The organism is Burkholderia sp. SR8 (assembly GCF_052851275.1).
Window position 1 is genome coordinate 92,360 of record NZ_JAULUC010000025.1, and the last position, 21,397, is coordinate 113,756.

Annotated in this window: 21 protein-coding genes and 1 riboswitch; of the genes, 9 read left to right on the top strand and 12 right to left on the bottom strand. The window is 69.0% G+C overall.

The annotated features are described in order from the left end of the window. Positions 1–71 precede the first annotated feature (71 nt). The gene (locus Q3A80_RS26055) at positions 72–755 is read left to right on the top strand and encodes a helix-turn-helix domain-containing protein (protein WP_446331689.1); all 684 of its coding nucleotides are present in this window, start codon (positions 72–74) and stop codon (positions 753–755) included. 185 nt (positions 756–940) lie between these two features. Then, a riboswitch (FMN riboswitch) is annotated at positions 941–1,089 on the top strand. Positions 1,090–1,207: 118 nt separating this feature from the next. Beyond that, complete coding sequence (gene ribB, locus Q3A80_RS26060) at positions 1,208–1,918, top strand: 3,4-dihydroxy-2-butanone-4-phosphate synthase (protein WP_446331690.1); 711 nt, start codon at positions 1,208–1,210, stop codon at positions 1,916–1,918. A 114-nt stretch (positions 1,919–2,032) separates the two neighbouring features. Here ribB and Q3A80_RS26065 read toward each other — a convergent pair whose 3' ends face one another. The 6 genes from Q3A80_RS26065 to Q3A80_RS26090 all read right to left on the bottom strand — a co-directional run bounded on the left by Q3A80_RS26065 (position 2,033) and on the right by Q3A80_RS26090 (position 7,495). Continuing rightward, on the bottom strand, positions 2,033–2,719 hold the full coding sequence (locus tag Q3A80_RS26065; protein ID WP_446331691.1) for an HAD family hydrolase: 687 nt from the start codon (positions 2,717–2,719) through the stop codon (positions 2,033–2,035). 238 nt (positions 2,720–2,957) lie between these two features. After that, on the bottom strand, positions 2,958–3,944 hold the full coding sequence (gene iolG / locus Q3A80_RS26070) for an inositol 2-dehydrogenase (protein WP_446331692.1): 987 nt from the start codon (positions 3,942–3,944) through the stop codon (positions 2,958–2,960). Positions 3,945–4,015: 71 nt separating this feature from the next. Beyond that, complete coding sequence (locus tag Q3A80_RS26075; RefSeq protein ID WP_446331711.1) at positions 4,016–4,504, bottom strand: porin; 489 nt, start codon at positions 4,502–4,504, stop codon at positions 4,016–4,018. After that, complete coding sequence (locus tag Q3A80_RS26080; RefSeq protein ID WP_446331693.1) at positions 4,386–5,219, bottom strand: TIM barrel protein; 834 nt, start codon at positions 5,217–5,219, stop codon at positions 4,386–4,388. Before Q3A80_RS26080 ends, Q3A80_RS26075 begins: the two co-directional genes overlap by 119 nt. 35 nt (positions 5,220–5,254) lie before the next feature. Beyond that, positions 5,255–6,289 (bottom strand): xylose isomerase, encoded by a 1,035-nt coding sequence (locus Q3A80_RS26085; RefSeq protein ID WP_446331694.1) that lies wholly within the window; start codon positions 6,287–6,289, stop codon positions 5,255–5,257. 141 nt (positions 6,290–6,430) lie between these two features. Beyond that, the gene (locus Q3A80_RS26090) at positions 6,431–7,495 is read right to left on the bottom strand and encodes a LacI family DNA-binding transcriptional regulator (RefSeq protein ID WP_446331695.1); all 1,065 of its coding nucleotides are present in this window, start codon (positions 7,493–7,495) and stop codon (positions 6,431–6,433) included. Between the two features lie 170 nt (positions 7,496–7,665). Between Q3A80_RS26090 and Q3A80_RS26095 the strand changes: the two genes are divergently transcribed. Genes Q3A80_RS26095 through Q3A80_RS26105 form a run of 3 tightly spaced genes read left to right on the top strand, consistent with a single transcriptional unit; the run spans position 7,666 to position 10,352 of the window. After that, the gene (locus Q3A80_RS26095; RefSeq protein WP_446331696.1) at positions 7,666–8,751 is read left to right on the top strand and encodes a fatty acid desaturase family protein; all 1,086 of its coding nucleotides are present in this window, start codon (positions 7,666–7,668) and stop codon (positions 8,749–8,751) included. Positions 8,752–8,788: 37 nt separating this feature from the next. After that, a complete protein-coding gene (locus Q3A80_RS26100) occupies positions 8,789–9,097 on the top strand; it encodes a non-heme iron oxygenase ferredoxin subunit (RefSeq protein ID WP_446331697.1) in 309 nt (102 codons plus the stop codon). Between the two features lie 4 nt (positions 9,098–9,101). Beyond that, positions 9,102–10,352: an NAD(P)/FAD-dependent oxidoreductase gene (locus Q3A80_RS26105; protein WP_446331698.1), complete on the top strand. Its 1,251-nt coding sequence runs from the start codon at positions 9,102–9,104 to the stop codon at positions 10,350–10,352. Between the two features lie 118 nt (positions 10,353–10,470). Here Q3A80_RS26105 and Q3A80_RS26110 read toward each other — a convergent pair whose 3' ends face one another. The 3 genes from Q3A80_RS26110 to glpD all read right to left on the bottom strand — a co-directional run bounded on the left by Q3A80_RS26110 (position 10,471) and on the right by glpD (position 14,422). Next, positions 10,471–11,187, bottom strand: coding sequence for an MIP/aquaporin family protein (locus Q3A80_RS26110; protein WP_446331699.1), 717 nt, complete (start codon positions 11,185–11,187; stop codon positions 10,471–10,473). 97 nt (positions 11,188–11,284) lie between these two features. Further along, on the bottom strand, positions 11,285–12,787 hold the full coding sequence (gene glpK, locus Q3A80_RS26115) for a glycerol kinase GlpK (RefSeq protein ID WP_446331700.1): 1,503 nt from the start codon (positions 12,785–12,787) through the stop codon (positions 11,285–11,287). Between the two features lie 111 nt (positions 12,788–12,898). Beyond that, positions 12,899–14,422 carry a glycerol-3-phosphate dehydrogenase gene (glpD, locus tag Q3A80_RS26120; protein WP_446331701.1) on the bottom strand — a complete coding sequence of 508 codons (1,524 nt, stop codon included), beginning with the start codon at positions 14,420–14,422 and terminating at the stop codon, positions 12,899–12,901. 163 nt (positions 14,423–14,585) lie between these two features. On the opposite strand from glpD, the gene Q3A80_RS26125 reads away from it, so the two are divergent. Continuing rightward, positions 14,586–14,954 carry a hypothetical protein gene (locus tag Q3A80_RS26125; RefSeq protein WP_446331702.1) on the top strand — a complete coding sequence of 123 codons (369 nt, stop codon included), beginning with the start codon at positions 14,586–14,588 and terminating at the stop codon, positions 14,952–14,954. A 98-nt stretch (positions 14,955–15,052) separates the two neighbouring features. Here the strand turns inward: Q3A80_RS26125 and Q3A80_RS26130 are convergent, their stop codons facing one another. Continuing rightward, the gene (locus Q3A80_RS26130) at positions 15,053–15,250 is read right to left on the bottom strand and encodes a hypothetical protein (RefSeq protein WP_040144790.1); all 198 of its coding nucleotides are present in this window, start codon (positions 15,248–15,250) and stop codon (positions 15,053–15,055) included. Between the two features lie 302 nt (positions 15,251–15,552). Then, a complete protein-coding gene (locus tag Q3A80_RS26135; RefSeq protein WP_446331703.1) occupies positions 15,553–16,332 on the bottom strand; it encodes a DeoR/GlpR family DNA-binding transcription regulator in 780 nt (259 codons plus the stop codon). 223 nt (positions 16,333–16,555) lie between these two features. On the opposite strand from Q3A80_RS26135, the gene Q3A80_RS26140 reads away from it, so the two are divergent. The 3 genes from Q3A80_RS26140 (at position 16,556) to Q3A80_RS26150 (ending at position 19,912) form a co-directional block, all read left to right on the top strand. Continuing rightward, positions 16,556–18,196: a gamma-glutamyltransferase family protein gene (locus Q3A80_RS26140; protein ID WP_446331704.1), complete on the top strand. Its 1,641-nt coding sequence runs from the start codon at positions 16,556–16,558 to the stop codon at positions 18,194–18,196. Between the two features lie 311 nt (positions 18,197–18,507). Continuing rightward, a complete protein-coding gene (locus Q3A80_RS26145) occupies positions 18,508–19,335 on the top strand; it encodes a ferritin-like domain-containing protein (protein ID WP_446331705.1) in 828 nt (275 codons plus the stop codon). A 67-nt stretch (positions 19,336–19,402) separates the two neighbouring features. After that, complete coding sequence (locus Q3A80_RS26150) at positions 19,403–19,912, top strand: hypothetical protein (protein WP_446331706.1); 510 nt, start codon at positions 19,403–19,405, stop codon at positions 19,910–19,912. Here the strand turns inward: Q3A80_RS26150 and Q3A80_RS26155 are convergent. Further along, positions 19,906–21,354, bottom strand: coding sequence for a DEAD/DEAH box helicase (locus Q3A80_RS26155; RefSeq protein ID WP_446331707.1), 1,449 nt, complete (start codon positions 21,352–21,354; stop codon positions 19,906–19,908). The two genes, Q3A80_RS26150 and Q3A80_RS26155, sit on opposite strands and share 7 nt — an antisense overlap. Between the last annotated feature and the right edge of the window lie 43 nt (positions 21,355–21,397).

The following is a 21,397-nucleotide window of genomic DNA, read 5'->3' on the forward strand; positions in this document are numbered from 1 at the left end:
CGTGGCGCAACCCGATTCCGATCCCGGCTTACCCCATTCGCAGGGCCGCATGGCGGCCCGGAGGCCATGCTATGTCTTCACCCCTGGCGCTGGTGCGCGACGTGTCTTCCTTCGAGTCCGGCAATGCCGGCGACGCGCGGACGTCCGCGTCGCTCGACGTCCTCGAGCAGGTCGTCGGCGTGAACCTCGCGCGCCTGCGCGCGGAGCGGCAGCTGTCGCTCGATGCGCTCGCGCGGCTGTCGGGCGTGTCGCGCGCGATGCTCGCGCAGATCGAATCCGCGCGCAGCGTGCCGTCGATCAAGGTGCTCTGCAAGATCGCCGCCGCGCTGAAGGTGTCGGTCGCCGCGTTCCTGCGCCGCCATGCGGTCAACGGCTTCGAGCACCTGGCGGCCGAGCGCGCGGCGCGCGTCGTCAGCTCGAACGGCCGTTTCTCGGCGCGCGCGCTGTACCCGGAAGGCGAGCCGGCCGCGGCCGAATTCCACGAGCTGCGGATCGCGCCGCTGCATACGGAGCCCGGCACGCGCCGCGCGCCGGGCACGACGGTCAATCTGGTCGTCAGCGAGGGCACGCTCGAAGTGAGCGTGCACGATCGCCGCCAGTTGCTCGCGACCGGCGACGCGATCGTGTTCGACGCCGACCAGCCGTACAGCCTGCGCAACCCGGGCGACAGCGAGGCGCGCGCGTTCCGCGTGACGGTGAGCCCGGAAGTGCCGCCGCGCTGGCTCGTCCCCGACGCCGCGCACGCGGCCGGTTGAGCGCGTGCGGCCGGGCCGGCGCCGGTTCCTGCGGGACGGGCGCGCAGGCCCGGTGGGTCGGCCGTTCGGACGATGCCGTTAGACGGTGTCGTCAGTAAGGTTTTAGGTGTGGTTGGCTGCGTCGCGAGCGCAGCTGTTGTATGCTTGGCCCGCCGGTGCCGGGGCAGATCCCCGGCCGGCAATCAGTGCGTCTTCAGGGCGGGGCGAAATTCCCCACCGGCGGTAGGCTGGCGAAAGCCGGCGAGCCCGCGAGCGCCCGCGCATGCGCGCGGGGTCAGCAGATCTGGTCGAATGCCAGAGCCGACGGTCACAGTCCGGATGAGAGAAGATGTGCAGATAGTCATGTCCGTCAGGGCCGCTTCGCGATGCGTGCGAAGCGGGTTGTCGTTCTGTCTGTTTGCAATGCCCTGGAACGTTTTTCGCCCAAATCGTAATCGCGAGGAGCGTTTCACATGTCCTTCAAGTCCGTTTCGTCGGCACCCGCCGACGCCTTTGCCGATCTCCCGTTGCTGGATGCCGAACCGGTGCCGCCGCGCATCGCCGCTGCGCTCGACGCATTGCGCGCGGGCCGCGCGGTCGTGTTGCAGGACGATCACGACCGTGAAAACGAGGCCGACCTGATCGTCGCCGCCGAGCGCATCACGCCCGAGACGATGGCACTCCTGATCCGCGAGTGCAGCGGCATCGTGTGCCTGTGCCTGACCGACGACAAGGTGCGCGCGCTCGAGCTGCCGCCGATGGTGCAGACCAACGAAAGCCGCAACGGTACCGCGTTCACCGTGTCGATCGAAGCGCGCGAGGGCGTGCATACCGGCGTGTCCGCGGCCGACCGCGTGACGACGATCCGCGCGGCGATCGCCGATGACGCGAAGCCGTACGACATCGTGCGCCCCGGCCACGTGTTTCCGCTGCGTGCGCAGCCGGGCGGCGTGCTCGCGCGCCGCGGCCACACCGAAGGGACGGTCGACCTGTCGATCCTCGCGGGGCTGAAGCCGGCCGGCGTGCTATGCGAGCTGATGAATCCGGACGGCACGATGACGCGCGGCGACGACGTCGAGCGTTTCGCGCAGCAGCACGGGCTGCCGATGCTGACGATCGCGGAGCTCGTCGAATTCCGCGAGGCGCTCGCGGCCGCGCGCGAGCGGTGCTGCGAACCGGCCTGACGGTGTGAGCGGCGGGCGCGCCGATGCGCCCGCTGCGCGGCGTGCCTGCGGCATCGCACGCCGGCCGTTCCGGTCTTGTCGATCCTGCGTGGCCCGGCGCCGCGCGGCCGCCGGTCAGGACTGCACGTCGCCGAATTCGCCGCGCAGGCCGGCCGCGACGAGCGCCGGCAGTTCATCCATGTTCCGCATGATCCGCGTGATGCCCATCGCGCGCAGCGCGTCCGCGTAGTTGTCGGGGATGTGGCTCGCGCCGACGAACGCGATCGTCTTCATCCCCGCGGCGCGCGCCGCGTTCAGGCCCGACACGCTGTCCTCGACGACGATGCAGCGCGCCGGCGCGACGCCGAGCGTCTGCGCCGCATGCAGGTAGACGTCGGGGTAGGGCTTCGGCCGTGCGACCTGCTCGGAGCTGAACACGCGATCGCCGAAGATCTCGGTGAGCATTGCACGCTTCAACGAACTGCGCACGCGCACGAGCCGGCTGTTCGATACCACCGCGGCCGGCAGCTCGACCTTCAGCAACGCGTCGCGCACGCCGGTGATCGGCGCGAGCGATTGTGCGAGGCCGGTCTCGATGTTGTGCTCGATGGTCTCGATGAAGTTCTCGGGCATCCGGATGCCGAAATGCGCTTCGAGCCCGGCGAGAAAGCGCGACGTCTGCTGGCCGAACGCGGATTTCGCGGCGTCGGTGAAATCGAGGTGCGGGAAGGTGGCGGACAGCGTTTCGAACAGCACGCGGTCGGCAATGACTTCGCTGTCGACGAGTACGCCGTCGCAGTCGCAGATAAGGTGATCGAGCATGGTGGTGAAGAAGCGGGGTGTCGGCGACGCCGATCGTCCCGCCATGATACGTGCTTTCGCCGCCGCGCCGCGCGACGTTCCGCGAGGCGTTCAACGAGCCGTTCGGCAAGCCATTCGGCGGCCCGTTCCACGGCCCGCTCAAGCCGCCGGGCCGATCCGGCGTATCGGATCCACCCTGGCATCTCGGCACGGCGACGATGACGGCGGCGTGCCGTGATGCCGGCCGCCGCCGCGTCCGTCACACCTCGACCACGCGCCCCGTCCGCCACGACGTCATCGCGGCCTCGGCCAGCTCGAGCGCGGCGAGCCCGTCGTCGATCGTGGTCCTGACCGGCGTGCCGTCGCGCAGCGCATCGACGAAATGCGCGATCTCTGCCGCGTACGCGTGCCGGTAGCGCTCGAGGAAGAACGGCTCCGGCACGTCGGTCGCGATGCCGCTCGCCGACCATGCGGCGACCTCGGTCGGCCGCACGTTGCCGGCCTGCAGCATCCCGTTGCTGCCGAGCAGCTCGAAGCGCTGGTCGTAGCCGTACGCCGCGCGGCGCGACGTGTTGATCTGGCACAGCAGCCCGCGCCGCGTGCGGATCGTCACCGCGGTCGAATCGATGTCGCCCGCGTCGCGCACGGCCGGATCGGTCAGGCAGCTGCCGGTCGCATGCAGCGTCTGCGCGTCGTCGCCGAGGATCCAGCGGAACACGTCGAAGTCGTGGATCAGCATGTCCTTGAAGATGCCGCCCGAGCTGCGGATGTAGTCGACGGGCGGCGCGCCCGGGTCGCGGCTCGTGACGATCAGCATTTCAGGCGTGCCGATGTCGCCGCGCTCGACACGCGCCTTCAGCGCCGCGAAGGTCGGATCGAAGCGGCGCTGGAAGCCGATCATGCAGGTCACGCCGCGGCGGCGCACGACCTCCGCGCATTCGCGCGAGCGCTCGACGGTCAGGTCGACCGGCTTCTCGCAGAACACGGCCTTGCCCGCGTTCGCCGCTGCGACGATCAGGTCCGCGTGCGTATCGGTGCTCGACGCGATCACGACCGCCTTGACGGCCGCGTCGCCGAGCGCGCGCTCGACATCGGCGACCTGCGCGCCGTGCGCGAGCGCGAGCGCGTCGGCCGACGGCGCGTGGCGGTCGATCACGTACTTGAGTTTCGCGCCGGGGTGGCGCGCCAGATTCGCCGCGTGGATCTTCCCGATTCTTCCCGCACCGAACAAAGCGAATTCGATCATGGTGTGCTCCTGTTGACTGCGTTGTGTGTCGACGGCGCGCGGCATGCGTCGGCCGCATGCTGCGCCGTCGGTCAGAACGAATGATTGATGCCGACGTTCACGCCAGTCTGCGAACGGCCCGGCAGCGGATTCGCGAGGTTGTCGTTGTCCGTGCCGGGGTTGTCGTTCGCGACCGAGCAATTCGAGCCGCTCGCGTTGCGCACGTGCGCGACGGTCGCATACAGCAGCGTGCGCTTCGACAGGCTGTACGCGCCGCCGAGCGCGAACATCGACGCGTGGCCGGACGGATCGTGCGTCGCGTCGCCCGCGCCGGAGCCGACGTGCACGTAGTATGCGGCGCCGCCGAGCGACAGCGCGGGCGTCACGCGGTACTGCGCGCCGACCCAGTAGTGGTCGGCATTGCGCGGCGGCGTGCCGGCGCCGCTGCCGCCGCCGCGACGTTCACCGCGCTGCCGGCAGCTCGCCGCAGATGTAGTCGATGCTGGCGCGCAGCCGGTCTTCGATGTCGTCCGCTTCCGCGATTTCGTTCGCGAACGGCTCGAACGACAACGCGCCGCGATATCCGCGCGCGAGCAGCTCGCGCAGCTGCCGGATATTGCCGAGCCGGTCGGCGCGGCCGACCAGCACGCGGTGGCCGTCGCGCATCCGGTCGACCGGCAGGTCGCTTTCGTCGACGCCCGAGATGTGCACGAGGCCCGTCAGGTTCGGGAAGAAGATGTCCTCGCCGGACAGGTGATGGTGGAACGTGTCGTGCACGAGCCGGAATACCTGTTCGCCGGCCGCCGCGTAGATGCCTTTGACCGCGTCCGACTTGCGGCGCAGCGCGCATTCCTCGAAGCCGAGCGGCTCGATGAAGCCGAGCAGGCCGCGCGCAGCGAGGATCGGCTCGAGCGCCTTCAGCGCCTTCACGAGATCGGCATGGCGTGCGTCGGCGTCACGCGTGTCGCCGCGGCTGTTGGTCGGGCACAGTACCAGTGCGCGCGCGCCGCATTGTGCGGCGTAGTCGGCGAGCACGGTTGCTTCGTCCGCGCGCTCGGCATTCCATTGCTCGAAGCGCTGCAGCGCGTTGATCGTCAGGATCGTCACGCCGCCGGCTTCGGCCGTCGCGCGCACCGCCGCCGCAGGCGTGCCGTCGGTGATCTCGACGCCGTCGAGATCGTTGCGGATCTCGATCGTGTCGACGCCGAGCCGGCGGCACAGCGCGACATAGCGGTCGAGCGGCATGCGCGGCGCGCTCATCCGGTTCAGCGAAAAGTGAAAGGCGGGTTGCGTCATCGTTCTTTCCTCGGTTCGGGTGGAGCTGGGCGGGATTACGTGAGCTCGCGCGCAGCGGCCTCGGCCGGCGCAGCCGCCGGTTCCATTGCAAATGCGCGCCATGTGTCGCGCAGCCAGTGCGCGCACGCGACGTTGTTGTCGAAGATCGAATAGCGGGCGCCGCCGCCGTAGTCCGGAAACGGGATGAATTCGCAGCTGATCTGCGCGAGCTGCGCCGGCCGCGCATGCAGCTGCGACCGCAGCAGGCGCCGCAGCGCCGTCTTCCACGGACCGAGCGCCGCTGCATGCCATTCGCCGTGATACGTGCCCGGCGCTGGCGCGACGAACGGGTACTGGATCCCGCGGCCGGGGCGCCCGTCCGCGCGGCGCATCCAGCGGTTCTCCGGATTGTTCGGCATCACGCTGCGCGCATGCGCATGGCGGACCCAGCCGCGCGCGATCCAGTCCGCGTACAGGGCCGAGGGCGACGTCGGGTCGAGCAGGCGCCGCACTTCGTCGGCCGGTTCGCGCAGCTCCGACGCGTCGAGTTCGGCGCGATTGCCGAGCTTGAACAGCAGGTGCGAATGGTCGAGCGTGATCCGGAACGGCACGCCGGCGTGCTCGATCAGTTGCGCGACGCGCGCGACCCGCACGAATGCCTCGCTCCACGTGTCGACGTGCACTTCGAGGCTCGGCAGGCAGCCGGCCGGCTCGCCGAGTTCATACGTGCGCAGGTAGAAGTCGGCGACTTCGCGATCCGACAGCGGATGGCCGTCCGCATGGCGCGCATGCAGCTGACAGTTGAGCACCGTGCTGCCGAAGCGCGCGCCCGCGTCGACGATCTCGGCGACGTGCGCTTCGTCGCGGCCCGCGCACCAGATGCCGCCGATCACGCGAATCGGCAGCGCGTGCCGGTCGACCAGCGCGAAGTACGGCGCCAGATCCTCGCCGCGCACCGGGTTCTTCTCGACGTAGTCGAACACGCCGGCGCCGGCGATCATCCGGAACCGTTCGGCGGGCGTGGGCGGCGGCAGGCCGTCGTGTTCGAGCACGCCGTCGAGGTTCACGCCGATGAGGATCGCTTCAGCCATCGTCTCCGTCCGTTTCTGATTCTGGATGGCTGCCAAATGTACGGACGCGCGGCGCGGCCTGCATGACAAACGTTGACGAAAAATCGCCAATGCGGCGGTCGATTTTTTCGCGGCGTGCGTCTGCGCGCCGCGCGGCGGCCGTCAGGCCTGCAGGTATGCGCTGGTGCGCACGTTGGCCGAGCAGAACACGCGGAATTCCACGGGGTCGGCCAGCGGCGGCTGTTCGACGACGCCGCACGCATGCAGCACGTGCTGCAGTGCGGAAATCGCCTGGCCGTCCGGGTCCTGGTCGATCGCGATGTCCATCGCGCCGGCCTCGATATAGGTGCGGTGCAGGTCGATCATCTCGTGCCCGATCCAGACTACGCGCCCGGCCGCGCCCGCCTTGCGCAGCGCCGCCTCGATGCCGGCCGAACCCGCGCCGCTGTTGTAGATCCCGACGATGTCGTCGTGCGTGCGAAGCGCGTCCATCACTGCGCGGTAGCAACGGTCGTCCTGGTCGAGCGTTTCGACCGGCGCATCGCCGCATTCGAGGCCGGTGAACGCCTCCTTCAGCTGGTCGATGCAGCCGGCCATCCGGTCTGCGTGCGCGCGATAACCCATGCGTCCGCCCAGCAGCAGCACGCGCCCCGCGCGCGCGGCGAGGCGGCCGATGTAGTAGCCGGCCGTGCGGCCGGCGCGGTAGTTGTCGATGCCTGCGTAGTGCACGCGGTCGACACCGCCGATGTCGGTGACCATCGTGACGACGGTCTCGCCGCGCGCGATCGCGCCGGCCAGCGCGTCGCGCACGCGCGGCGTGTCGCGCGCGGTGACGATCAGCGCCGCGCGCCGGTACGCGGGCCGCTCGATCAGCGCGGCCGCGCGTTCGTCGTCCGCGGCGGGCAGGATGGTGCGGTGCACGACCACGCGCCGGTCGAGCATCTGCAGCGAGCGCTGCAGCGCCTGCTGCAGCCGCCGGAAGAACGGCGCGTCGGTGTCCGGCAGCAGCACGTCGACGTGCAGCAGCCCGTGCCGCGTGTCGGGCAGCTGGCGCGGCACGCCGAGCTGGCGCGCGGCCGCGACCACGCGTTCGCGCGCCTGTGCGGACACGCTGCCGCGCTCGTTCAGCACGCGATCGACGGTGGTCGTGCTGACGCCGGCGAGCGCCGCGATCTCGTCGAAGCGCGCGGTGCGTTTGCGCCAGCGCGGACCGGTCGGGTCGGCCATGCTCGTCTCCATGTCGTCGTCGCCATCGGTACGTGGCGCTGTGCGCAACGCTACGGCGATGGCGAAATTTCGTCAACGTTTCGATTGAGCCGGTCATGGCCGTCGCCTAATTTTGGACGCATGCGAAGCGCCCGCCGCGCTTCCCGCGAACGAAACACCAGGAGACACGAGTGGCCCATACGGACGACCAGGCGCACGACCGCACCGCGGCGGCGCGCCGTCAGGAATACCGAATGATCGGCGGCGCCGGCGAGCGGGCACGCGCTGCCGGGCTCGTCAACGCCGACTGGTACCGATGCCCGGTGCCGCGGCCGCTGATGAAGCAGCTGATGCAGCGCGACGATGCGCGGGCGATTCGCGACACGCTGATCTGGTACGCGGCGATCGTCGCGAGCGGCGTGCTCGCGTGGCTCGCATGGTGTGCGCATTCAGCGTGGGCGATTCCGGCGTTCTTCGTGTACGGCACGCTGTACTGCAGCCCGGCCGATTCGCGCTGGCACGAATGCGGGCACGGCACCGCGTTCCGCACGCGCTGGATGAACGACGTGCTGTACCAGGTCGCGTCGTTCCAGGTATTCCGCCGCGCGACCGTCTGGCGCTGGAGTCATGCGCGCCATCACACCGACACGCTCGTCGTCGGCCGCGATCCGGAAATCGCCGCGCCGAAGCCGACCGACTGGCTCGGCCTCGCGCTGAACGTGGTCGCGCTGAAGCACGTCGCGAGCGAGCTGCGCAAGATGATCGTGCTCGCGTTCACCGGCCGGCTCGACGACGAGGAACGCACGTACGTGCCCGAATCGGAATGGCCGAAGGCCGTGCGCGAGGCGCGCGTCCACCTGAGCGTGTATGCGCTCGTGACCGGCGCGTCGCTGTACTGGCACACGATCGTGCCGCTGCTGTACATCGGGCTGCCGAGCCTGTACGGCGCGTGGCTGTACCTGTACTTCGGCCTCACGCAGCACGCGGGCATGCCCGAGAACGTGCTCGATCACCGTCGCAACTGCCGGACCGTGCGGATGAACCCCGTGTTCCGCTTCCTGTACTGGAACATGAACTACCACGTCGAGCACCACATGTTCCCGATGGTGCCGTTCCACGCGCTGCCGAAGCTGCATGAAGCGGTGAAGGCCGACATGCCGCCGCCGTACCGCAGCACGCTGGCCGCGTACGCGGAGATCGTGCCGGCGCTGATGCGGCAGACGCGCGATCCGTCGCACCACGTGGTGCGGCCGGTGCCGGACGCGGCGCGCGCGTGACCGCGCATCGAACATTCCAACGAAGGAGACACGCATCATGACGCAATGGATCGACACCGGCGCGCTCGACGACATCGACGATGAAGACGTCGCGCGCTTCGACCACGACGGCCACACGTACGCGATCTACCGGATCGACGGGAACGTGTATGCGAGCGACGGGCTGTGCACGCACGAGCACGTGCATCTCGCGGACGGGCTCGTGATCGACCACGTGATCGAATGCCCGAAGCACAACGGGCGGTTCGACGTGCGCGACGGCCGCGCGCTGTCGGCGCCCGCGTGCGAGAAGCTGCGCACGTACCGCGCGAAGGTCGAGAACGGCCGCATCCTGATCGAGGTGTGACGCAATGACGACCGACCGGGTGATGGCGATCGTCGGCGCAGGCCAGGCGGGTGGCCGCGCGGCGCAGGTGCTGCGCGAGGGCGGCTGGCGCGGGCGCATCGTGCTGATCGGCGCGGAGGCGCATCTGCCGTACGAACGGCCGCCGCTGTCGAAGGGCGTGCTGACCGGCGAACGCAGTGCCGCGCAATGCGCGTTGCGCGATCCCGATGCGTGGCGCGCGGACGGCATCGAGCCGATCGTCGCGACGGTCGAGCGGATCGATCCGGCGGCGCGCGCGCTTCACGTGTCGGGCGGGCATCGATTCGATTACGACGCGCTGCTGCTCGCGACCGGCGGCCGCGCGCGCCGTCTCGCGATTCCGGGTGCCGAGCTCGACGGCGTATTCGCGTTGCGCACGCTCGACGATGCGGCGGCGCTCGGCGCGCGGCTCGTGCCCGATGCGCGGGTCGTGCTGATCGGCGGCGGCTTCATCGGTCTCGAAGTGGCTGCGTCGGCGCGCTCGCGCGGCTGTCGCGTGACCGTGCTCGATGCGGCGCCGCGGCTGCTCGGCCGCGCGGTGCCGGCGCCGCTCGCGGCCCGCGTGCATGCGCTGCACGTGCAGCGGGGCGTCGAGATCGGCCTGAACCGCCGGCCCGTCGCGATCGAGCGCCTGCACGACGGCGCGCTGGCCGTCGTGCTCGACGATGGCGACACGCTCGTTGCCGATACGGTGGTCGCCGGCATCGGGATCGAACCGGCCGACGAGCTGGCGCGCGATGCGGGCCTTGCCGTCGAGCGCGGAATCGTCGTGAACGAGCGGCTCGAGACGTCCGAGCGCGGCATCTACGCGGCCGGCGATGTCGCGGTGTTCCCGAGTGCGGCGTCCGGGCGGCTCGTGCGCCAGGAAACGTGGCACGGCGCGCAGACGCAGGCACGCGTGGCCGCACGCAACATGCTCGGCGCCGACGAGCCGTATCGCGAGACGCCGTGGTTCTGGTCCGACCAGTACGACGCGCAGCTGCAGGTGGCAGGCGAACCGGCGCTCGGCGAACGGACGGTCGCGCGCGTGCTCGGCGACGACGCGGAGATCCATTTCCATTTCGACGCCCGCGAGCGGCTCGTCGCGGCAAGCGGGTTCGGCCGTGCGTCCGGGTTCGTGAAGGAGATGCGCGTCGCGCGGATGCTGGTCGAGCGCGGGATCGGCGCGACGCCGGCGGCGGTCGCGGATACGGGTGTGAAGTTGAAATCGCTGGTGGCGGCCGCGGGCGATCGCTAGTGGCGATGTGCGGTGCCGGTGCCGGTGCGGCGGCGGCCGCGCGAAGCAAAAGGGGAAGGAGGACGGCAGAAGCGCGCGGCAACCGCTGCCGCGCGCTCGAGCAAGAATCGACGCGCGATCAGCCCATCGCGTGCAGGCGCAGATACAGCCCGGCCGCCGCGGCGCCGCCGAGCAGCGGGCCGATCACCGGCACCCACGCGTAGCGCCAGTCGCTGTCGCGCTTGCCCGGAATCGGCAGCAGCGCATGCATCAGCCGCGGCGACAGGTCGCGCGCCGGGCTCATCGCATAGCCGGTCGGCCCGCCGAGCGAGATGCCGATGCCGAGCACGAGCAGGCCGACGGGCAGCGCGTCGAGCGCACCGAGGCCGACCTGCGGCGACGCGAGATACAGCACGCCGAGGATCAGCACGAACGTGCAGATCGCCTCGGTCAGCACGTTGTGCGTGGTGCTGCGGATCGCGGGCGCCGTGCAGAACACCGCGAGCTTCAGGTCCGCATCGGCTTCCTTCGCGAAGTGCTGGCGATACGCGAGCCACACGAGCAACGCGCCGGCCATCCCGCCGAGCATCTGCGCGAGGATGTAGCCGCCGACCTTCGACCACGCGAACTTGCCCGCGAGCGCGAGACTGATCGTGACGATCGGGTTCAGGTGCGCGCCGCTGAACGACGCGGTCACGTACACGGCGACGAACACGGCCATCGCCCAGCCCATCACGATCACGATCAGGTCCGCGCCCTTGCCCTTGGTCTTCGCAAGGAGCACGTTGGCGACCGCGCCGTTGCCGAGCAGCACGAGAATGGCGGTGCCGATGAATTCTGCAATATAAGGTGACATGTTTGTCTCTCGTAGATCGCGGCGGACTCGCGCGGGTGCGCGGTCCGCCGGTGTTGTTGTATTTCGTTCGGATTGCTTGTGGTTGCTGCGGCGGCGCTTACTGCGCGTCGTCGGCCCACGCCTTCGCCGCGCGCACCGCACGCTGCCAGCCGGCCATGCAGCGCTCGACCTGCTCCTTCGGCATCGACGGCGAGAAGCGGCGATCGAGCTGCCACTGGCTGCGCACTTCGTCGAGGTTCTTCCAGTAGCCGATCGCGAGGCCGGCGAGGTAGGCCGCGCCGAGCGCGGTCGTCTCGGTGATCTGCGGACGCACCGCGTCGACGCCGAGCAGGTCGGCCTGGAACTGCATCAGCAGGTTGTTCGCGCTCGCGCCGCCGTCGACGCGCAACTCGCCGATGCTGATGCCCGAGTCGGCTTCCATCGCGGCCAGCACGTCCAGCGACTGGTACGCGATCGCGTCGAGCGCCGCGCGCGCGAGGTGCGCGGACGTCGTGCCGCGCGTGACGCCGAACACCGACCCGCGTGCGCGTGCATTCCAGTGCGGCGCGCCGAGGCCGGCGAACGCCGGCACGAGATACACGCCGTCGGTATGCGGCACGCTCGCGGCGAGCGCTTCGATTTCCGAGGCCGTCTTGATGATGCCGACGCCGTCGCGCAGCCATTGCACGACCGCGCCCGCGATGAAGATGCTGCCTTCGAGCGCGTACTGCACGTCGTCGCCGATCTGCCATGCGATGGTCGTGACGAGGTTGTTCTTCGACTCGATCGGCTTGTCGCCGGTGTTCATCATCAGGAAGCAGCCGGTGCCGTAGGTGTTCTTCACCATGCCCGACGTCGTGCACATCTGGCCGAACAGCGCCGCGTGCTGGTCGCCGGCGATGCCGGCGAGCGGGATCTTCGACGCGAACACCGTGGTTTTCGTGTGGCCGTAGATTTCCGACGACGCCTTCACGTCCGGCAGCATGCTGCGCGGGATGTCGAGCAGTTCGAGCAGCTCGCTGTCCCATTCGCGCGTGTGGATGTTGAACAGCATCGTGCGCGACGCGTTCGTCACGTCGGTCACGTGCAGCTCGTGCTTCGTGAAGTTCCACACGAGCCAGCTGTCGACGGTGCCGAACGCGAGCTTGCCCTGCCGCGCCTTGTCGCGCGCGCCCGGCACGTTGTCGAGGATCCAGCGGATCTTCGTCGCGGAGAAGTACGAGTCGATCGGCAGGCCGGTCTTCGCGCGCACCTTCGCTTCGAGGCCCTGCTTCTTCAGCGAATCGCAGAAGTCGGCGGTGCGGCGGTCCTGCCACACGATCGCGTTGTAGACGGGCTGGCCCGTCTCGCGATCCCAGACGATCGTCGTCTCGCGCTGGTTGGTGATGCCGATCGCGGCGATCGACGTGCCGTTCAGTCCGGTGCGCGTGACGGCTTCGGCGGCGACGCCCGCTTGCGTCGACCAGATTTCCTGCGGGTCGTGCTCGACCCAGCCGGGTTGCGGGTAGATCTGTTCGAATTCCTTCTGGGCGATCGACACGATGTTGCCCTGGCGATCGAACAGCATTGCGCGGGAGCTCGTCGTGCCCTGGTCAAGCGCGAGGATGTACTGGTCCTGCATGTCTCTCATCTCCATCCGTGGATTGGCGTAGTTGTGATGCGCGCCGCATGTCGCGCAGCGCGTCGGTGAATCAACGTCGGTCAGGCAACTGCAACAGCAACTGAAAACGGATCACGCATGCGGCGCATGCGCGGCGGCGAACCACGCGTCGACCGCGGCGGTCACCGCGTCGAGCGTGCCGGGCGCGACGTGCAGCCCGAGCTTCGAGCGGCGCCACAGCACGTCCTGCGCGCAGGTCGCCCATTCGACGTCGCGCAGGTAGCGCAGTTCGGCGTCGAAGAGGCCGGGCGCGACTTCGGTGCCGAGATCGGCGAGCGACGCCGCGCCGTCGACCACGCGTTCCGCACGCGTGCCGTATGCGCGGGCATAGCGGCGTGCGAGCGCGGCGGGCAGCCACGGGTGACGTTTGGCGAATGCGTCGGCGAACACGTCGAACTTCGCGTTCGCGATGTCGCCGCCGGGCAGCGGCGCGCCGGCCGTCCACGCGTGCGCGTCGCGCCCGAGCGCGCGGCACAGCAGGTCGCCGGCTTCTTCCGCGAGCTTGCGGAACGTCGTGATCTTGCCGCCGAACACCGACAGCAGCGGCGCGCCGGCGCCGTCGTCCATCTCGAGGCGGTAGTCGCGCGTGACCGCCGACGCGTTCGCCGCGTTTTCGTCCTCGAGCAGCGGGCGCACGCCCGAATAGGTCCAGTGCACGTCGGCCGGCGAGATCTTGCGCTTGAAGTAGCGGTTGATCGACTCGCACAGATACTGCGTCTCGTCGCGATCGATCGCGACCTTCGCGGGATCGTTCGTGTATTCGACGTCGGTCGTGCCGATCAGCGTGAAGTCGTGCTCGTACGGAATCGCGAAGATGATCCGCTTGTCCGGGTTCTGGAAGATGTACGCGTGATCGTGCTCGAACAGGCGCCGCGTGATGATGTGGCTGCCTTTCACGAGCCGCACGCTGTGCTGCGCGCCACGGCCGAGCGCGCCGTGCAGCACGTCGCCGACCCACGGGCCCGCCGCATTCGCGACCGCCCGCGCGTGCACGACGCGAATCGAACCGTCCGCGTGCTGCAGCCGTGCTTCCCATTCGTCGCCGCGGCGTTCGGCCGACACGAGCTTCGTGCGCGTGAGGATCTCGGCGCCGCGTTCCTTCGCGTCGAGCGCATTGAGCACGACGAGGCGCGCGTCGTCGACCCAGCCGTCCGAATACACGAAGCCGCGCTTGATCGAGTCGATCAGCGGCTTGCCGGCCGCATGGCGGCGCATGTCGATGCCGCGCGAGCCGGGCAGCAGTTCGCGTTTCGCGAGGTGATCGTAGAGGAACAGCCCGATGCGGATCAGCCACGCCGGTCGCAGGTTCGGCATGTGCGGCATCACGAAGCGCAGCGGCCACATGATGTGCGGCGCCGCGCGCAGCAGCGTCTCGCGCTCCTGCAGCGCCTTGCGCACCAGGCCGAATTCGTTGTACTCGAGGTAGCGCAGGCCGCCGTGAATCAGCTTCGTGCTGGACGACGACGTGTGCGACGCGAGGTCGTCCTGCTCGCAGAGCAGGACCGACAGGCCGCGGCCGGCCGCATCGCGCGCGATGCCTGCGCCGTTGATGCCGCCGCCGACGACGAGCAGATCGTAGCGATTCGGTTGGGTCACCCTGCTGTCCTTATCGTCTGATGGAAATAGGCGAACAAGAAATGTTCGAATTCGAAATTTAACGAACGGATTCGAAAAAGTAAAGTTCGAAAAAGCGGGGCCAGTAGCGCGCCGCGCGATCCCGGACGATACTGGCGGAATCGACCGTTTCGCGAGGTGCATCATGCGTATTGGGATGTGGGCCGGCGCGTGCGCCGTCGTGCTGGCAGCGTGCAGCGCCGGCACGCCGCCGCTGGCGGGCAACTGGCGCGCGCCGTCGTTCGTCGACCTGCAGACGGCGTGCGGCGGCGCCGCGCGCGACTGGGGCGCGGACGCGCAGCCGGTCTATTCGACGCTGTACGACGCGTACGTCGCGAAACGGTATCGCGGGCTCACGCAAGCGAACTATTGTGCGTTCGTAAACGAACTTTCGACGCGCTACGCGGCGCCGGATGCGGCCGGGCGCGCCGGCTGGATCGCCTATTTCAACGGCGCGCGCGCACAGGCCATCAGCTGGCGGGCCGCGGTCGATCCGACGCTGCGCGGCGGCTGACGCGGGGAAGCTGCGGGAGGCGGGAAAGGCGTGACGGGCGGAGGAAGCGGCGCGGCCGGGAATCCGGCCGGCGCGCTCGGGTCAGGCACGGTGGAAGTTCACGAATAGCGGTATTTGATGGATCGCAGTGCGGCGTCGCCGGTCTCGGTCACGCAGTACTTGCGCCCCGATCCCAGCCCTTCCAGGCGGACTAGCTGCTGTTCGAGCAGCGCGTCGAGTTCATCCCTGTCCATGTCGCCCTGATCCGGGGCGTCCTTCACAAGCAATAGCGTGGCGAATTCATGCGGACTCAGCATCGTTCTCTCCATGGCAATCGGTCTGCCCGCGCAGCCGGCGCGAACGCCGGCGCGCGATACCCCGCGGGGTATGGCTTGGGGGGAAAGCTGTATTCGCCGGCCTTCGGATTCGCCCACGCCTTGGCACGGGCGGGTCGAGCAAACGGGCCGGGGAACTGGAGTCTAGTCGAGCCCGCGAGCAACGACAAATCGCGCCCCGTTAATTTTCAGTTTGACAGGGATGCATCCCGCAAGCGGTTCGGCCGGCGCGTCAACTTCTTGATTTCACTTGAAGTTTCGGGTGCGGTGCAGCATCGGGGCGGTCATTCCGCCACGTACACCTGGGTGCCGGCGGCGGCGACCGCATCGGCCATGTCGGGCGGCAGCGGCTTGTCGGTGAAAAGCGCGTGCACCTGGCTCAGGTGCCCCTGGCGCACCAGCGCCGGGCGGCCGACCTTCGAATGGTCGGCGACGAGATAGACCGTGCGCGCATGCTGCATGATCGCCTCGGCCACGCGCACCTCGCGCGTGTCGAAGTCGCGCAGCGTGCCGTCGGCCTCGATCGCCGACGTGCCGATGATCGCGTAGTCGACCTTGAACTGGCGGATGAAATCGATCGCGAGTTCGCCGACGATGCCCTTGTCCCACGGCCGCACGATGCCGCCCGTGATCAGCACCTCGCAGTCGGGATAGCCGCTCATCATCGACGCGACGTTCAGGTTGTTCGTGATCACGTGCAGCCCGTGATGACGGTTCAGCGCGCGCGCGACTTCCTCGGTCGTCGTGCCGAGGTTGATGAACAGCGACGCCTGGTCGGGGATGTGCGACGCCGCGAGCGCCGCGATGCGCCGCTTCTCGTCGTGGAACATCCGCTGGCGCGCGGTGTACGACACGTTCTCCGAGCTGGTCGGCAGGCTCGCGCCGCCATGGTAGCGGCGCAGCAGGTTCAGGTCGGCCAGCCAATTCACGTCGCGGCGGATCGTCTGCGGCGTGACCGCGAAGTGCGCGGCGAGATCGTCGACGGTCACGAAGCCGTCGCGCTGCACCCATTCGAGCAATTCCTGCTGGCGCGCGTTCAGGGTGAGGCGGGGATCTCGGGTCATGGCTCGGCGGTCGGATCGTGAGGCGAAGCGGGTATTGTAAGGGCGGGAAGGGCGTGTGACCGGCGCGCGGCGCAAGCACGCCGGGTATTCATGCGCACGCCGCATGGATTCATGTGATAAATGAATTTGTGCGATCGCGTGGATCGCGCTGCAATGGCGGACTGTCCGCGCGCGCGGATCGTGCGTCCCGCGCGTTCATTCAGCTTTCGACGAGGTGGAACCGATGACTGGCTTCAACTGGCACAACCCGTATCCGACGACCCGCATTCCGGTGTTCGCGCGCAACGTCGTGTCGACGTCGCACCCGCTCGCCGCGCAGGCCGGGCTGCGGATGCTGTGGAAGGGCGGCAACGCCGTCGATGCGGCGCTGGCCGCCGCGGCCGCGATCACGGTGGTCGAGCCCGTATCGTGCGGGCTCGGCGGCGATGCGTTCGCGCTCGTGTGGGACGGCGAGCGGCTGTCGGGGCTGAACGCGTCGGGCGTCGCGCCGGCCGCGTGGAACCCCGACTACTTCCGCAAGCGCCACGGCGAGAACGCGCACGGGATCGCGAACAAGCCGACCCGCGGCTGGGACACCGTCACGGTGCCCGGCGTGATCGCGGGCTGGGAAGCGCTGCATGCGAAGTTCGGTTCGCTGCCGTTCGCGGACCTGCTCGAACCGGCGATCGACATCGCCGAGCGCGGCTATTCGGTGTCGCCGATCGTCGCGCACAAATGGGCGGCCGCGGTGCCCGAACTGCAGGGGCTGCCGGGCTTCGCCGACACCTTCATGCCGCGCGGTCGCGCGCCGCTCGTCGGCGAACGCATGTGCCTGCTGGGCCACGCGCAGACGCTGCGCACGCTCGCGAAGGACGGCCCGCGCGCGTTCTACGAGGGCGCGCTCGCCGCGCAGCTCGCGGCGTTCGCACGCGAAGGCGGCGGCGCGCTGACCGAAGCCGACCTGCGCGCGTACCGGCCGGAATGGGTCGAGCCGATCGGCAAGCGCTTCGGCCGTCACACGATTCACGAGATCCCGCCGAACGGGCAGGGTATCGCCGCGCTGATCGCGCTCGGCATCGCCGAGCATGCGGGCGTGACCGAGTGGCCGGTCGATTCGGTCGACTCGCAGCATCTGCAGATCGAGGCGATGAAGCTCGCGTTCGCGGACGTCTACCGCTACGTCGCCGATCCGCGCGCGATGGACGTGACGGCCGAGCAGATGCTCGACGACGCGTATCTCGCGGAACGCGCGAAGCTGATCGACCGCACGCGCGCGACGCACTTCGCGGCCGGCCGGCCGCATTCGGGCGGCACCATCTATCTGTCCGCGGCGGACGAACGCGGGATGATGGTGAGCTTCATTCAGTCCAACTACATGGGTTTCGGTTCGGGGCTCGTCGTGCCCGGCACGGGCATTGCATTGCAGAACCGCGGGCACGGCTTCTCGATGGACCCGGCGTCGCCGAACGTCGTCGCGGGCGGCAAGCGGCCGTTCCATACGATCATTCCGGCGTTCGTCACCGAGCAGGCGAACGGCCGCACCGAGGCCGTGATGAGTTTCGGCGTGATGGGCGGCGACATGCAGCCGCAGGGCCATCTGCAGACCATCGTGCGGATGCTCGGCTACGGACAGCAGCCGCAGGCCGCGTGCTGCGCGCCGCGCTGGAAGGTCAACCGCGACTTCACGCTCGACGTCGAGGCGACGATGAACCGCGAGACGGTCGACGCGCTCGCCGCGCGCGGCCATACGATCAAGTCGATCGACGATCCTTACATGGATTTCGGCTCGGGGCAGTTCGTGTGGCGGCTCGACCCCGACGATCCGGAGCGCGGCTACGTGGCCGCGAGCGACAGCCGCCGCGACGGCCTGGCGGCCGGTTTCTGACGGAACGCTTCCAGTGTGGTGCCCCGACGGGCGGCCGAACGGCCGCCCGTCTTGCTTGATGCCGCGCATTCCGTCGAATGCGCGCAGCCGGTTCGAATGACCCGTCTAACGGACCGCAATATCGCCGGTGGAACTGCGCGTGCCGGGTACGGTCAGTGCTTGAAGCACGAACATAAAAGTCCGGCTAAGATGCCAGGATGGTTCGGCCGGACCAATTCACTATAAATGCAAGCAAAACGTCGCCTGCGGGCGCCGGGCCAGTGCGACACGCATGGGCCGGACGGCCGCGCGACGACTGGGAGCGCATCACCATGCATACCGAAACGACGCATGTCATGCCGTGGCGTATCGAGGACATCGACCTGAACCGGATCGATCGTCAGCGCGCCGCCGCGAACGAGGATCTGCTGCTGCTGCTGTGCGCGTCGTCGTTCATCGAGAGCGGCTCGGATCTCTACACGAGCAACCTGAGCGAGTTCTTCAACGACGATCCGGAAGTCTCCGCGTGGCTCAACAATGCGTGGGAGCACGAAGAATTGCAGCACGGCCGCGCGCTGAAGGCGTATATCGCGCACGTGTGGCCGGAGTTCGACTGGGACACCGCGTTCGCGAACTTCTTCGCCGAGTATTCGAAGACCTGCTCGGTCGACGCATTCGAGAAGACCCGCGCGCTCGAGATGGTCGCGCGCTGCGTCGTCGAGACGGGCACGGCCACGCTGTACCGCGCGATCAACGAATGCTCGGACGAGCCGGTGCTGAAGGAAATCACCGACAACATCCGCTCGGACGAAGTGCGCCACTACAAGCACTTCTTCAAGTTCTTCAAGAAGTACAACAAGCTCGAAGGCAACGGCCGGCTCGCGGTGCTCGGCGCGCTGATGCGCCGCGTGATGGAAATCAAGAACGAGGATTCCGAGATCGCGCTGCGTCACGTGTTCGCGGTCCGCTATCCGGATCGCGTCGGCGACGATCAATACAACCGCGAGCGTGCGGCCCGCATCAGCTCGCTCGTGCGGCGCAACCTGTCGGCCGACATGTGCGTGAAGATGCTGCTCAAGCCGCTCGACCTGCCCGCGAAGATCCAGCCGAGCGTCCACTATCCGCTGACGAAGATCACGCGGCACGTGTTCATGCGCTGAGCGTCACCGCGCGGCCCGTCGAGCGTATGCTGCGGCATCGCCATTCGTTTTTCACCGGGCCGCCATCATGACCGAATCCCATCGCCACGCACTCGAACAATGGACGTTCGACGCGTGGCCGCCGGCCGTCGTCGCGCTGTTCGACGGCACCGCGCTCGAACGCCATGCCGACTTCGCCGCATCGCTGATCGTCGCGACCGGCGACGGCCAGTTGCGCACGACGCTGCTAAGCGTCGGCGAGATCCTCGCGCACGACGCGCGCACGCTGCTGCTCGCGCTGTGGCCGCAATCGCGCGCGGCGCGCGCGCTCGCGCAACGGCGCACGGCCGCGCTGACGCTCGTCGCGGACGGTGCGTTCTTTCAGGCACAACTGACGATCGAGCCGCTCGAAGGGGACGTCGGCGGACTGGCCGGATTCGCTGCGACGATCGCGCACGGCGATGCGCAGCGGGTCGGCTATGCGCATCTCGCGACGGGTGTCACGTTCGCGCTGGAAGGGCAGGGGCGCGCCGAGGTGCTCGCGCGCTGGCAGCGCCAGGTCGAGCACCTGCGGCGCGCGGCCGCGCGGCTTCAGTGACCGCGCTGGCCGCTGCGCGACGAGCGGTTGCGGTTCGGGTGCGCGGCGTTGCCGTTCGCGGGACGCGCGCCGGTGCCGCCGCCGGACGGGCGGCCGCCGGCGTTCGCGTTACCGCTCGCGCCGCCGCCCGTGCGCGGCTTGGCCGGCTTCGCGGCCTTCGGCTGCGCGTTGCCGTCGCGCTTCGCGGCCGGCTGGCCTGAGCCGCCTGCACGCGGCTGGCGATTCCCGCCGCCGCCACCGCCGTTGCCGCCGCGCGGCTGCTGGCCGCGCCGCTGCTGGATCGGCTCCGGCTTCGCATTCGGATCGGGTTCGAAGCCCGCGATCACTTCCTGCGGAATCTCGCGCTTGATCAGCCGCTCGATGTCGCGCAGCAGCTGCTTCTCGTCGACGCACACGAGCGACACGGCTTCGCCGGTCGCGCCCGCGCGGCCCGTGCGGCCGATCCGGTGCACGTAGTCTTCCGGCACGTTCGGCAGGTCGAAGTTGACGACGTGCGGCAACTGGTCGATGTCGATCCCGCGTGCGGCGATGTCGGTCGCGACCAGCACCTGCAGCGTGCTGTTCTTGAATTCCGCGAGCGCGCGCGTGCGGGCCGACTGGCTCTTGTTGCCGTGGATCGCCATCGCGCTGATGCCGTCCTTCGTCAGCTGTTCGGCGAGCCGGTTCGCGCCGTGCTTGGTGCGCGTGAACACGAGCACCTGGAACCAGTTGTGTTCGCGGATCAGGTGCGTGAGCAGCTCGCGCTTGCGATCGCGGTCGACCGGGTGGATCTTCTGCGCGACGCTCTCTGCGGTGGTGTTGCGGCGCGCGACCTCGATCAGCGCCGGCGAATCGAGCAGGCTGTCGGCGAGCGCCTTGATCTCGTCGGAGAACGTGGCCGAGAACAGCAGGTTCTGGCGCTGCGGCGGCAGCTTCGCGAGCACGCGCTTGATGTCGTGGATGAAGCCCATGTCGAGCATCCGGTCGGCTTCGTCGAGCACGAGGATGTCGAGATCCGACAGGTCGATCGTCTTCTGCTGCATGTGATCGAGCAGACGGCCCGGCGTCGCGACGACGATGTCGACGCCGCGCTTGAGCGCATCGATCTGCGGATTGATGCTGACGCCGCCGAACATCACGGTCGAGCGCAGCTTCAGGTACTTGCTGTACGCACGCACGCTTTCCTCGACCTGTGCGGCGAGCTCGCGCGTCGGCGTGAGGATCAGCGCGCGCACCGCGCGCTTCGCGCCGCGGTGCTCGGCGTAGAACGTGTGCAGGCGCTGCAGGATCGGCAGCGTGAAGCCGGCGGTCTTGCCGGTGCCGGTCTGTGCGCCGGCGAGCAGGTCGCCGCCGCCGAGGACGGCGGGGATGGCCTGCTGCTGGATGGGAGTCGGCGACGTGTAGCCGAGCTCGTTGACCGCCTTGACGAGCGGTTCGGCCAGGCCGAGAGATTCGAAAGACATAGATACCACTCTTGAGTTTTATGATCGGCGACACCTCGCGCGG

Coding starts and splice junctions, on each gene's coding strand:
- Q3A80_RS26055 (WP_446331689.1), top strand. CDS start 72: ATGTCTTCACCCCTGGCGCTGGTGCGCGACGTGTCTTCCTTCGAGTCC.
- ribB (WP_446331690.1), top strand. CDS start 1,208: ATGTCCTTCAAGTCCGTTTCGTCGGCACCCGCCGACGCCTTTGCCGAT.
- Q3A80_RS26065 (WP_446331691.1), bottom strand. CDS start 2,719: ATGCTCGATCACCTTATCTGCGACTGCGACGGCGTACTCGTCGACAGC.
- iolG (WP_446331692.1), bottom strand. CDS start 3,944: ATGATCGAATTCGCTTTGTTCGGTGCGGGAAGAATCGGGAAGATCCAC.
- Q3A80_RS26080 (WP_446331693.1), bottom strand. CDS start 5,219: ATGACGCAACCCGCCTTTCACTTTTCGCTGAACCGGATGAGCGCGCCG.
- Q3A80_RS26085 (WP_446331694.1), bottom strand. CDS start 6,289: ATGGCTGAAGCGATCCTCATCGGCGTGAACCTCGACGGCGTGCTCGAA.
- Q3A80_RS26090 (WP_446331695.1), bottom strand. CDS start 7,495: ATGGCCGACCCGACCGGTCCGCGCTGGCGCAAACGCACCGCGCGCTTC.
- Q3A80_RS26100 (WP_446331697.1), top strand. CDS start 8,789: ATGACGCAATGGATCGACACCGGCGCGCTCGACGACATCGACGATGAA.
- Q3A80_RS26105 (WP_446331698.1), top strand. CDS start 9,102: ATGACGACCGACCGGGTGATGGCGATCGTCGGCGCAGGCCAGGCGGGT.
- Q3A80_RS26110 (WP_446331699.1), bottom strand. CDS start 11,187: ATGTCACCTTATATTGCAGAATTCATCGGCACCGCCATTCTCGTGCTG.
- glpK (WP_446331700.1), bottom strand. CDS start 12,787: ATGCAGGACCAGTACATCCTCGCGCTTGACCAGGGCACGACGAGCTCC.
- Q3A80_RS26125 (WP_446331702.1), top strand. CDS start 14,586: ATGCGTATTGGGATGTGGGCCGGCGCGTGCGCCGTCGTGCTGGCAGCG.
- Q3A80_RS26130 (WP_040144790.1), bottom strand. CDS start 15,250: ATGCTGAGTCCGCATGAATTCGCCACGCTATTGCTTGTGAAGGACGCC.
- Q3A80_RS26135 (WP_446331703.1), bottom strand. CDS start 16,332: ATGACCCGAGATCCCCGCCTCACCCTGAACGCGCGCCAGCAGGAATTG.
- Q3A80_RS26140 (WP_446331704.1), top strand. CDS start 16,556: ATGACTGGCTTCAACTGGCACAACCCGTATCCGACGACCCGCATTCCG.
- Q3A80_RS26145 (WP_446331705.1), top strand. CDS start 18,508: ATGCATACCGAAACGACGCATGTCATGCCGTGGCGTATCGAGGACATC.
- Q3A80_RS26150 (WP_446331706.1), top strand. CDS start 19,403: ATGACCGAATCCCATCGCCACGCACTCGAACAATGGACGTTCGACGCG.
- Q3A80_RS26155 (WP_446331707.1), bottom strand. CDS start 21,354: ATGTCTTTCGAATCTCTCGGCCTGGCCGAACCGCTCGTCAAGGCGGTC.